Origin of the sequence: Providencia manganoxydans, assembly GCF_016618195.1 — a bacterium.
GTDB lineage: Bacteria > Pseudomonadota > Gammaproteobacteria > Enterobacterales > Enterobacteriaceae > Providencia > Providencia manganoxydans.
This window is the reverse complement of the sequence record NZ_CP067099.1, coordinates 2,074,665-2,087,014: the sequence shown is the minus strand read 5'-3', so window position 1 is coordinate 2,087,014 and position 12,350 is coordinate 2,074,665. Positions and strand designations below refer to the sequence as shown.

Annotated in this window: 11 protein-coding genes; 8 read left to right on the top strand and 3 right to left on the bottom strand. The window is 38.8% G+C overall.

Annotation, left to right across the window (positions count from 1 at the left end):
• Nucleotides 1–5 precede the first annotated feature (5 nt).
• Nucleotides 6–362 carry an arsenate reductase (glutaredoxin) gene (gene arsC / locus JI723_RS09240; RefSeq protein ID WP_070928360.1) on the top strand — a complete coding sequence of 119 codons (357 nt, stop codon included), beginning with the start codon at nt 6–8 and terminating at the stop codon, nt 360–362.
• A gap of 60 nt (nt 363–422) precedes the next feature.
• Here arsC and hda read toward each other — a convergent pair whose 3' ends face one another.
• From hda to upp, 3 genes are all read right to left on the bottom strand, one after another.
• Nucleotides 423–1,130 (bottom strand): DnaA inactivator Hda, encoded by a 708-nt coding sequence (gene hda, locus JI723_RS09235; protein ID WP_217495499.1) that lies wholly within the window; start codon nt 1,128–1,130, stop codon nt 423–425.
• Between the two features lie 116 nt (nt 1,131–1,246).
• Nucleotides 1,247–2,545, bottom strand: a complete 1,299-nt coding sequence (uraA, locus tag JI723_RS09230; protein ID WP_272580063.1) for a uracil permease — start codon at nt 2,543–2,545, stop codon at nt 1,247–1,249.
• Nucleotides 2,546–2,673: 128 nt separating this feature from the next.
• Nucleotides 2,674–3,300, bottom strand: a complete 627-nt coding sequence (gene upp / locus JI723_RS09225) for a uracil phosphoribosyltransferase (RefSeq protein WP_070928363.1) — start codon at nt 3,298–3,300, stop codon at nt 2,674–2,676.
• 233 nt (nt 3,301–3,533) lie between these two features.
• Here upp and purM point away from each other — a divergent pair, with 233 nt between their 5' ends.
• The 7 genes from purM to ppk1 all read left to right on the top strand — a co-directional run bounded on the left by purM (nt 3,534) and on the right by ppk1 (nt 12,347).
• On the top strand, nt 3,534–4,574 hold the full coding sequence (gene purM, locus JI723_RS09220) for a phosphoribosylformylglycinamidine cyclo-ligase (protein WP_337979936.1): 1,041 nt from the start codon (nt 3,534–3,536) through the stop codon (nt 4,572–4,574).
• Complete coding sequence (purN, locus tag JI723_RS09215; RefSeq protein WP_337979935.1) at nt 4,574–5,209, top strand: phosphoribosylglycinamide formyltransferase; 636 nt, start codon at nt 4,574–4,576, stop codon at nt 5,207–5,209. The genes purM and purN overlap by 1 nt, the downstream gene beginning before the upstream one ends.
• A gap of 362 nt (nt 5,210–5,571) precedes the next feature.
• Nucleotides 5,572–5,859 carry a hypothetical protein gene (locus JI723_RS09210; protein ID WP_336193115.1) on the top strand — a complete coding sequence of 96 codons (288 nt, stop codon included), beginning with the start codon at nt 5,572–5,574 and terminating at the stop codon, nt 5,857–5,859.
• Between the two features lie 104 nt (nt 5,860–5,963).
• Nucleotides 5,964–7,496, top strand: coding sequence for a WG repeat-containing protein (locus tag JI723_RS09205; RefSeq protein WP_272580060.1), 1,533 nt, complete (start codon nt 5,964–5,966; stop codon nt 7,494–7,496).
• Between the two features lie 405 nt (nt 7,497–7,901).
• Complete coding sequence (locus JI723_RS09200) at nt 7,902–9,020, top strand: glycosyl hydrolase family 18 protein (protein ID WP_319066466.1); 1,119 nt, start codon at nt 7,902–7,904, stop codon at nt 9,018–9,020.
• A 614-nt stretch (nt 9,021–9,634) separates the two neighbouring features.
• The gene (speG, locus tag JI723_RS09195; RefSeq protein ID WP_070928376.1) at nt 9,635–10,222 is read left to right on the top strand and encodes a spermidine N1-acetyltransferase; all 588 of its coding nucleotides are present in this window, start codon (nt 9,635–9,637) and stop codon (nt 10,220–10,222) included.
• 55 nt (nt 10,223–10,277) lie between these two features.
• The gene (ppk1, locus tag JI723_RS09190) at nt 10,278–12,347 is read left to right on the top strand and encodes a polyphosphate kinase 1 (RefSeq protein WP_140182719.1); all 2,070 of its coding nucleotides are present in this window, start codon (nt 10,278–10,280) and stop codon (nt 12,345–12,347) included.
• Nucleotides 12,348–12,350: the final 3 nt, after the last annotated feature.

Genomic DNA, 12,350 nt, shown 5'->3' with positions numbered 1-12,350 from the left:
TAACGATGACGAACACGATCAAAATCTATCATAACCCTCGTTGTTCTAAGAGCCGCGAAACTCTGGCGCTATTAGAATCTAAAGGGATCACACCCACGATTGTTGAATACCTAAAAACACCACCAAGCATCGCTGACTTGAAACAGCTCTTAAAATCATTAGGTTTCACTGATGCGCGCCAATTAATGCGCACCAAAGAAGATCTGTATAAAGAACTCAATCTAAAGGATGAGTCTTTAACGCAAGAACAACTTTTGCATGCCATGCATGAAAATCCTAAGTTAATTGAACGCCCTATCGTGGTAAACGGCAAAAAAGCCAAACTAGGACGTCCACCAGAACAAGTATTAGACATATTATAATATCCCACCACCTCACTTTAATTATGGAGTGAGGTGGACTATTTATTCATTCTAATTGTTCTATAACTGAAGAATATCTTTTACGAAGGGAATAGTCAGTTTACGTTGCGCAACAATTGATGCGTGATCCAGTCGATTTAAAATATCAAACAACGTCCCCATTTTTCTATCTAAGCGTTTTAAAACAAACCGGCACACATCTTCAGGTAATTCAAAACCACGTATTCGCGCGCGCAATTGTAGCGCACAAATTTTGTCTTCATCACTCAATGGATGTAATTTATAAATTTGCCCCCAATCGAGCCGAGATGCGAGATCAGGCAGCGAGAGGTCAATTTGTCTTGGTGGTCGATCACCGGTTATTAATAAACAGGTTCTGCCAATTTCTAAAATACGATTATATAGGTTAAAAATCGCCATTTCCCATTCAGGATCACCGGCAATACACTGAATGTTATCAATGCACACTAATGATAAATGTTCCATGCCATCAAGCACTTCAGGGACAAAGTAGGCTCGCTTATCGAGTGGAACGTAACCAACTGCAATATCCTGCTCGGATAGCTCAGCACAAGCCGCATGCAATAGGTGACTTTTACCGCCCCCCTCACGAGACCAATAATAAATATAACTACCGTGTGGCTGATGGATAGCGAGCTTGATCGCAGAGAGCAACGCTTCATTTTCCCCTGCATAAAAGCTGGCAAACGTTTCGTCATCCGGTAGATATAGTGGTAGTGAAAGCTGCGATGGTGTGTTCAGAAGCACCTCTGGCTGTACAAAACAATTAACGCTGATAAGTTTACCATAAATTGCAAAGATAGATGAACAGCAAGAAATCTGATTGCCGATGCTTTCATCACATCGGCAACTGTTTCGCACTTTTATTTCTTCGAATGCGTATCGACTTCTTCGAGATCTGAAGTCACAAACTGTTTTTCAGGACGAATAAAAGTAATAAAGCGGAATAATAATGCCATCGCGATACCAACAATCGTTGCTAATGCCATACCTTTTAGTTCTGCCTGACCAATACTAATCACAGCGCCACTAACACCAATGATCAAAATCACTGAAGTCAAAATCAAATTTTGAGGCTTGTTATAGTCAACTTTAGAGTCGATTAATACACGAATACCCGATGCACCAATTACGCCATAAAGTAATAGCGATACCCCACCCATCACAGGAGTTGGCACTAATTGAATCGCTGCGGCTAGTTTACCTACACAGGATAGGAGAATAGCAATGATAGCCGCACCACCAATTACCCAAGTACTGTAAACTTTAGTGATTGCCATAACCCCAATATTTTCGCCATAAGTCGTATTTGGTGTTGAGCCGAAGAAACCTGAAATGACGGTAGAAAAACCATTCGCAAACATTGAACGGTGTAAGCCTGGGTTTTTCATCAAATCACGTTCAACGATATTTGCAGTCACAACTAAGTGGCCAACATGCTCTGCAATCACGACTAACGCCGCAGGCAAGATAGTTAAAATAGCAAACCATTCAAAACGTGGGGTATAAAAGGTTGGAACAGCAAACCATGGCGCTTCAATAACAGGGGTAAAATCGACGATCCCCATAAAATAAGATAAGGCATAACCTGCTAAAAAACCGATTAAAATAGGAATAATCGACAGAAAACCCCGAAATACTACTGCACATAAAATCGTGATTGAAAGCGTGGTGATCGAAATAATTAACGTGTTTGTATCAACCGGCGCTCCTTCTTTTGGTAATAAACCGGCCATGCTAGCCGCAGTTTGTGCCAATTCGAGACCAATCACCGCGACGATCGCCCCCATTGCAGCAGGGGGAAACATAACGTTAATCCACCCTCTTCCTGCAACTTTAACAATCAGAGCCACCAAACAAAATAACACCCCGCAAATAATAAAACCGCCAAGAGCCAATTCATAGCCGAGTGGCAGTAATATCATTACTGGAGAAATAAAGGCGAAACTGGATCCTAAATATGCAGGAATTTTTCCTTTACAGATAAATAAATAAAGCAGCGTACCAATACCGTTAAACAATAAGATTGTGGCTGGGTTCACCCCAAATAATATCGGTACAATAACGGTTGCACCAAACATGGCGAATAAATGTTGAAAACTTAACGGTATAGTTTGTAGCAACGGTGGTCTTTCTTCAACGCTGATCGCACGGCGTGTCATTTCTTTTCATCCCCTTTATACTCGTCACCCTTCTAGACGCAGAGTTATTGGTTATCTGCATCTTGAATTCGTTAAAGTATAGTGTTTTTTTATTAAAAAAAAGCCGACTTCTAAAGTCGGCTAATTATTTATTTAGTACCAAATATCTTATCGCCAGCATCACCTAGCCCTGGAACGATATACCCGTTTTCATTTAAATATTCATCAATAGACGCGGTATATAATTCAACATCTGGGTGAGCCGCTTCTAATGCAGCAATACCTTCAGGAGCAGCAACCAAAACTAATACTTTGATTGATTTACAACCTGCGTTTTTTAGCAGATCGATAGTTGCGATCATAGAGCCCCCTGTTGCCAACATAGGGTCAACAACCAGTGCCATACGCTCATCAATATTTGAAACTAATTTTTGGAAATAAGAAACGGGTTTAAATGTTTCTTCATCACGGTAAACCCCCACTACGCTAATACGCGCACTTGGAACGCTTTCCAGAACACCATTCATCATGCCAATACCTGCACGCAGAATAGGAACGACGGTGATTTTTTTCCCTTTAATTTGCTCTATTTCTACAGGACCACACCAACCTTCTATCGTCACTTTCTCAGTTTCTAGGTCAGCAGTTGCTTCATAAGTCAGTAGGCTACCAACCTCTGAGGCCAGTTCACGAAAGCGCTTAGTGCTTATATCATGATCTCGCATCAGGCCGAGTTTATGTTTAACGAGAGGGTGTTTTACCTCAACGATCTTCATGGAATTCTCCTACTATTTTAGACGCCAGCGCACAAAAAAATCGCGGGATTATAACTCTTTTTACCCGAGATGCCACTAGGTTCAGTTTGATTGATGTCAAAACAATCAGAAATAGCTCATTTTTATGTTAGACCTAATTCCTGAATAAAGCTATCGCAAACGTTTGCTTAGCCTGTTAGAATAATCTGCATTGCAGTTTATTTTTCTACAACACAATTGCCTTGGGGGCCGTAGTGACTGATAAAACCTCTCTCAGCTATAAAGATGCCGGTGTTGACATTGATGCAGGTAACGCATTGGTTGAACGTATTAAAGGTGTGGTCAAAGAGACTCGCCGACCAGAAGTTATGGGAGGACTGGGGGGGTTTGGTGCACTATGTTCCCTACCACAAAAATACCGTGAACCCGTTCTAGTTTCCGGTACTGACGGTGTAGGAACCAAATTACGCCTTGCAATGGATTTAAAACGTCACGACTCTATTGGTATCGACTTAGTGGCTATGTGCGTCAATGATCTAATCGTCCAAGGCGCTGAACCTCTGTTTTTCTTAGACTATTACGCAACAGGCAAACTGGATGTTGATACCGCTGCAAGCGTGATCACCGGTATTGCTGAAGGTTGTAAACAATCAGGGTGTGCATTAGTTGGCGGTGAAACCGCAGAAATGCCGGGTATGTATCACGGTGAAGACTATGATGTTGCAGGCTTTTGCGTTGGTGTCGTTGAACGATCAGAGATCATTGATGGTAGCAAAGTCAGCGCAGGAGATGCCCTGATCGCATTAGCGTCTAGCGGCCCACATTCAAACGGCTATTCACTGGTTCGTAAAATCCTTGAAGTCAGTAAAACCAACCCAGAAGCCACTCAGCTTGAAGGGAAATCATTAGCTGACCATCTATTGGCTCCAACACGTATTTATGTCAAAAATGTGCTAGAGCTGATTGAGAAATGTGATATTCATGCTATTGCCCATATTACAGGTGGTGGTTTTTGGGAAAATATTCCTCGCGTATTACCAGAAAATACTCAAGCACAAATTGATGAAAGTAGCTGGCAGTGGCCAGTAGTATTTGACTGGCTGCAAACCGCAGGTAGCGTCAGCCGTCATGAAATGTACCGTACTTTTAACTGTGGCGTTGGTATTATCATCGCCCTGCCACAAAGCGAAGTTGAAGCGGCATTAACCCTACTGAACCAATTAGGCGAAAAAGCATGGCAAATCGGTGTTATTGCTGAGCAACCTAATGGTGAAGAGCAGGTTGTTATCCGCTAATGAAGAAAATTGTTGTCCTTATATCAGGCAGTGGCAGTAATTTACAGTCACTGATTGATGCAACAGCTAATGGTCTTCAGGCACAAATTGTCGCCGTGATCAGCAACCAACCCGATGCCTACGGGTTGGTTCGTGCACAACAGGCCAAGATCCCAGCCCTATCATTGAGCGCAAAAGAATTTGCTAATCGCGAACAATATGACGCGGCTCTCATGGCAATAATCGATAACTACCACCCTGACTTAGTAGTGTTAGCGGGTTTCATGCGCATTTTGACTGCCGACCTAGTCAAACACTACTCAGGTAAAATGCTCAATATCCACCCTTCTCTATTGCCTAAATACCCGGGGTTACATACCCACCGTAAAGCAATGGAAAACGGCGATAGTGAACATGGAACTTCGGTACATTTTGTTACCGAAGAGCTGGATGGCGGACCGGTTATTTTGCAAGCGAAAGTACCTATTTTTGCTGATGATACGGAAGAAGATGTTGTCGAACGCGTTAAAGCACAAGAACACAATATCTATCCAATGGTCGTACAATGGTTTGTTGATGGGCGCTTAGTAATGGCTGATAACCACGCTTATTTAGATGGTAGATGCTTGCCGATGCATGGCTATGCTAATGACTAACCATTAATAAATTATTTAAAATCTATTTTATTAAGGGCAGATAATTTCTGCCCTTTTTGTTGGGCTGTTTATCAAATTTAGTTATTTGAACTCCCTCTAATTCATCTATTTTTCAATAAATAGTTTATTCGTATTAAAATGCATACTATCTAGAATGGTGCTCACTATCACTGTCAATCATGCAGCGGGGATTTCGGGACAGATAACCCAAGGTTATAATACCTAGGATGTTATATTTGTATCATAAAAATGTTCAGTACTAGAAAATACAGTTATTTAGCTAGCTATTTTTATGATACTTTTTAATAAGTTGTTACTGGTATGAGCTATTACCATAATATAAGCATATAAGGATAGTTTTGATGAAAAAGAAGGTTGTCACGAGCCTTGGTATATTACTTGTCATCGTAGGTGGAGTATTCTGGTCGTTATTATATGAAGAACAGTTACCAGAACCCTCTCAAGAGTCATTAAATTATATAACATCAGAATTAGATGGCCTTAATTTGGAAGAGTCAATTGAAAAGATCAGAAAAGATAAAAAAAGCTTTGATTTATTTTCTAAAATGGGGAGGGCTGATGATTTATATAGTGAGAGAACTCAAATCCCACAATCAGAAGAATATTATAAAAAAATTATAGTATTCTGAGTCCAGCAGAGTACCAACAGGCTTTTGAGAATATGATAAACTCGCTATCATTCAATCAGGACTTATTTTACAATTCTTCATTTATTAATCTAATTGTAGATGAAATGCCATCAAAGCAGCAACCAGTAATAAACATAAAAAAAATCACTTATATGGATGGTAGTGAAGAAATTAGAGATGGAAAACAAACAAAAGCATTACGTCTTGATAATAATAAGACCGTCAAAAATATAACAGCAGAAGTGACATATAGCTATATTACTGAGCTAGGTACATATCATCTTTCAACTGATACCCCAAAAATTACACAGCCAAACTTTACTTTGAAGCTGGCTAAAAAAGATAAAAACTTTCTGAGTTACACTTTAGATGGTGATCTAAATATAGCAGGAGAAGATATTGCAGATAAAAATGGAAATATTTTATCTGCATCTGCCTGTGTAAAAGGCGGTGTAGATTTCGCCAATAAAATGAGCCGTTATATAGATGGTATAGTAAAAGCATCAGAAAGCCATAATAAAAATAAAGATGAATTAATACATCGAGTTGCTGCATATTACGAACGTTTTGAACAAGAAACAGACGCACCTATGACATATCGGGTGGCTTGTTTGTTCCATGGTACACCAGCGACTGTAACCATTCACGAAGTAAAAAGTACAGAAAAAGAAAAACGTAACATTGTTATTGCACCGAAATATCTTAAGTTATACTCCGTAGTTAAAGATCCAAAAACAGAAATATTTTATATTATTGACCAGAATGGTAACGAAGTTTTAAACAATGGGAATGCTAAACCTTATATCCTGAACGCAAATTACTTTTTTACCAAAACGATAGAAACTAGAACGAATGATGACGGTGATGAATATGAAGTCTCTCATTACCAGTTATATCAGTTAGATGTAAAAAATAAAAAAGCAAATCGAGTAACAGAAATGAATAGTATTTTTAGCCTATCTGATGATGCATTTGTTATCGCTAAAGATAATGGGATTCTATTATTTAATACTGAAAATGAAAAACCTATCTTATTCTCAGGAGAAAATTTGAGAATCAATATACTTGATTTTCCTGACGAACAATCAAGTTTTTTCTATTATAAGGATAAACAGGGGTATCATATCATTAATGATAAAGGTACACAGCTCCTCCCAGCAGCAGAGTATAAAATAAAGAATGGTGGTAATAATACCATTCTTTTTGGCCCTAGTTTTTTTATTGAAGATAAAATGGATACATTCGATAAAAAATTTTATTTTCTTAATTCTGAAGGTGATATTTTTCTAACACTGTTTGGCTACGATAAAGTAGAAGAATTCAGCGATGATATGACCCACGTTGAACGTAATAAACTGCATGGCTTTATTGATGCTACAGGTTATGAAGTAATCCCGTTACATTATGAAAATGCGCGTAATTTTGATAACGGCTATGCCCTAGTAAAAAAAGATAATCACTGGGGTGTGATTAATAAACAAGGTGACATCATCATTCCGTTTAAATACAGTAGCCATAATTCACTTTCTTCAACAAATGGCCTCGTGTCATATCATATTGATGGTAAAGATTACACTATGGAGGAGTTACTTAAAGAGAACGCTGTAAAAACTGAAAAATACGGTAATAATGAATAGCTGAAGAGAATATTAAGTATTCAACCGGTTAATAGTGCAGCCAGCTGAGCTTTTTTTGTAGCTCAGCATGGCAATTATTTCAATCAAATATCGATTTCAAAGGAAATGATAAAAGATACTCTTAATTATTTTGATTTTAATGAATAATCATCAATTATCAATGCTAAAATTAAACTCAGTGGTACTATGCTTCATATTGCAATGCAACTCTTAGTTTAGTTTGATTAATTTTCTATGCTAGAAAAAATAGTAATAAATAGCCACCATTTAATTTATTTCAGCTCATTATCTTCTGCAAGCTCATTATCAATCACATATTAAATTTAATATGACTCTGCCATGAAAAAATTAAGTAATTACCTAGGTTAAATTGCTTATTATCAAAAATGATGCTGATGAGAGTACATGCAACGCTGGTATAAGCTAACGAAATTAGCAGCAAACGATTATTTGAATGTTCAAGCCAAAGGTGATGCCATGAAAAAATTAACGATTGCTCTTATAATAAGTTGTTCAACAATAATGCAACCTGTTTTTAGCGCTCAAGCCACCCAAAGAGCCATTAGCTATCTAACCTCTTGGGGGATCCCATCACTGGCAGAGGTAGAAATAGCACGCTCTAATGTTGATACCTTGATATTATCTTTTGGGCAATGGGATGCGCAAGGAAATATTCAGGTCTCTGACGGTATGACCACGCCAAGTTTTGATAGCTATTGGATCAGCTCATCTTATTTAACGTGGACACAATTCAAATTTGACAATCCAAATAAAAAAGTGATGGTTGCCTTTGGTGGACAAACCTATGAAGGTATTTGGGAGAAAATTAACACCGCAGCAAGTCGTGAATTGGTTGCTACTGGTTTAGTCAAACTCTTAAATCAAACGTTTCCTGTATACAAAAAAGTTAATGGCCTATATCAACAAGTCGGCACTATTCAATTGGATGGAATCGATTTTGACTTTGAAAAAGCCGCACGTTTAACAGCAGATGAAAATGCGAATTTATTAGCACTCGCTCAACTGGTACGTCAAAAGCTAGGAAGTGCGTCAAGCACAAAATTATTAAGTTTAACCACCTATCATGTAGGTGCCGATCCTGTTGAATGTGCAGATGCGACGGTAACTCAAGGGTGTTCCTATGTGGAAACTGCTCGCTCAAGCCATCATGGTGAAGTATTACCGATCCTAAGTGCTGGAAAAAATACGTTCGACTTTTTTAACGTTATGGCTTACGACGCGGGTCAGAATTTTAAATATGATGTCGCTATGAGCAATTACGCACAAGCTGTCGCAGACCCATCGAAAGTTATACTCGGAACCACCATAAATAGTCAGTGGGGGCCAACGGGAAGTTTTGTTGAAACTCAGGCAAATAATATCGCTCGCGCTAAATGGCAAGCGAGCAATAATTATGGTGGGTTCTTCGTTTGGACTTTGGGGTCAAATAACCAAGGTATGACGTTTGCCGCTCAGGTTGATTATATTAACGCGATGATCACCGCCGCTAAGGGCGCTAATTAACTGGTTATCGACTTTCAAAACAATAAAGCCGTTCAATATATAATTAATAGAAATTAATTATCTTTTCTCGCGATAAAAAAGGTATCAATAATGATAAGGAATGTTTGGTATCGTCATAAACCCCTGTATCATTTATGAGCAAACCAATAATCCTATTTATACATTCGGGTTGGCAAACACAATAGATATCGTTCAATTAAAATATTCAACATCCGTTTTAACAGCGATAACATTGATACCCTGTGTTTGCCTCCCGTATTTTTTATTGCTCAATATTGTTTATAAAACAATCGTATCATGACAGTTTTAGTTATGATAAATGACGCCTTATACTTCGGTTCTTATCCTGCCTGTTTGCCACAAAATGGATTAATCTTCACCACTTGGCGTCACTCTCTGCGTTGTGTCATTATTTTATCGTAAATAAGTGGTATCCTTATCTTACCTATAAAGATAGGAATTAAATTCACTGCGTTTATTTATCTTCAGGCTCTGCCATAATAAACGTGTACTTACTCTGAATAATTCTAGGTGCAGCTAGACGGCAAATGAACTTAGTCAACAAGGCTGCAACTTAAAATATGACGAGTATATAACTAACATTGAGGTGTTCTATGACGACCGGGCAAGTTCATCCGTTTAGGTTGCGCCCACTTGAACGTGAAGATTTAGCTTTTATCCATCAGCTTGATAATAACGCCAGTGTAATGCGCTACTGGTTTGAAGAGCCTTATGAGGCCTTTGTTGAGTTGAGTGATCTTTACGATAAGCATATTCACGACCAATCTGAACGGCGCTTTATTGTCGAAAATGATAGTGAAAAAGTCGGGCTAGTGGAGTTGGTTGAAATTGATTATGTTCACCGTCGTTCTGAATTCCAAATTATCATTGCCCCCCGCCATCAAGGCCATGGTTATGCAACTCGTGCAGCTAAGCTGGCGATGGATTATGCGTTCTCCGTGCTTAATTTATATAAACTTTACCTAATTGTAGATAAAGAAAATATCAAAGCGATCCATATTTATAATAAACTAGGCTTTCACACGGAAGGCGAACTGATCGACGAATTTTTCGTCAATGGCCGCTACCATACTGCTATCCGTATGTGTGTTTTTCAACACCAATATTTTGCCAGCAAAGCGCTGTCAGAAAATCCAGAGAGTGTTGTTAGCCCACATGCCACGATCAAGCAGCAAGTTTAGTTAAAGGTAGAGTACTTATACTTAAATTGATCTATCCGCACACAATGGAGTAACGATGTCCCAAGAACGTCTATACCACGAAAAAGAGTTAAGCTGGCTGGCTTTTAACGAACGAGTTCTACAAGAAGCAGCGGATAAGCGAAATCCTCTTATTGAACGTATGCGTTTTTTGGGCATTTACTCTAATAACCTAGATGAATTCTATAAAGTGCGTTTTGCCGATGTAAAACGGCGTATTTTAATCAATGAAGAACGCGGTTCAGCGAGCGGTTCTCGCCACTTGTTAAAACGTATTCAAAACAAAGTTGCTAAACAAGAGCAAGAATTCGATATTCTGTATAATGACTTGCTGTTAGAAATGGCACGTAACCAAATATTTTTAATAAATGAGCGTCAAATATCACCACGCCAACAAATTTGGTTACGCCAATATTTTCGCCAACATTTGCGTCAGCATATTACGCCTATCCTAATCAATCCAGATACCAATTTGGTTGAATTTTTAAAAGATGACTACACCTATCTGGCTGTTGAGATAATCAATAGTGGCAATGTGCAATATGCATTATTAGAAATCCCTTCAGATAAAGTGCCACGTTTTGTTAATTTGCCACCTGAAATGCCAAAACGCCGCAAATCAATGGTTCTGATTGATAATATTTTGCGTTATACCCTTGATGAAATCTTCAAAGGCTTCTTTGATTACGATGAATTAAACGCCTATTCCATGAAAATGACCCGTGATGCGGAATACGATATCGCCACAGAAATGGAGTCAAGCTTACTTGAAATCATGTCATCAACACTGAAACAACGTTTAACGGCGGAGCCGGTTCGCTTTGTTTATCAACGTGATATGCCTGATGAGATGGTTGCAGTACTGCGAGAAAAACTGGGGTTATCCAATGATGACTCGGTAATTGCCGGTGGACGCTACCATAACTTTAAAGATTTTATTAATTTCCCTAATGAAGGAAATAAAAACCTATTAAATAAACCATTGCCTCGCTTACGTCACCGTTGGTTTGACAATTTCCGCAATGGTTTTGATGCGATCCGGGAACGTGACGTATTGCTATATTATCCATATTACACTTTTGAGCACACCTTAGAATTACTAAGGCAAGCGTCTTTTGACCCAAATGTTTTATCAATCAAAATTAATATTTATCGTGTCGCTAAAGACTCGCGGATTATCGATTCAGTGATTCATGCCGCGCATAATGGTAAAAAAGTCACGGTCGTCGTGGAGTTACAAGCGCGTTTTGATGAAGAAGCTAATATTCATTGGGCTAAGCGGCTAACCGAAGCCGGCGTACACGTCATTTTTTCTGCCCCCGGCCTAAAAATCCACGCTAAGCTATTTATTATTTCTCGTATGGAAGAAGGACAAATAGTCCGTTACGCACATATCGGTACAGGTAACTTTAACGAAAAAACAGCACGCCTATATACGGATTACTCATTACTGACAGCGAACGAACAAATCACCAATGAAGTGCGCCGCGTATTCAGCTTTATTGAAAACCCTTACCGACCTGTTACCTTTGAAAACTTAATGGTTTCCCCACAAAACACGCGTCTTCGACTCAACGAACTGATAGACCAAGAAATTGCGAATGCACAAGCCGGTTTACCAAGCGGCATTACTTTAAAAATAAACAATCTTGTTGATAAAGAGCTCACTGATAAATTATATGATGCTTCTAACGCAGGAGTAAAAATTCGTTTACTTATTCGTGGTATGTGTTCATTAGTTGCAGGCCAACCTGGCTACAGTGAAAACATTCAAGTCACGAGTATCGTTGATCGCTTTTTAGAACATGATCGTGTTTATGTGTTTACTAACGCGGGTGATGACAAAGTGTTTATTTCTTCAGCTGATTGGATGACCCGCAATATTGATTATCGAATTGAAGTTGCCGTTCGCTTGGTTGACAACCGTCTAAAACAACGGGTTTTAGATATTCTAGAGTTACAATTTAACGATACGGTAAAAGCGCGTTATGTTGACAAAGATCTCAGCAATCATTATGTTCCCCGCGGCAATAAACGTAAAATTCGGGCACAGCTCGCTGTTTATGACTATTTAAAATCACTGGAAACGCCTGAGACAAGGTCCTAATCT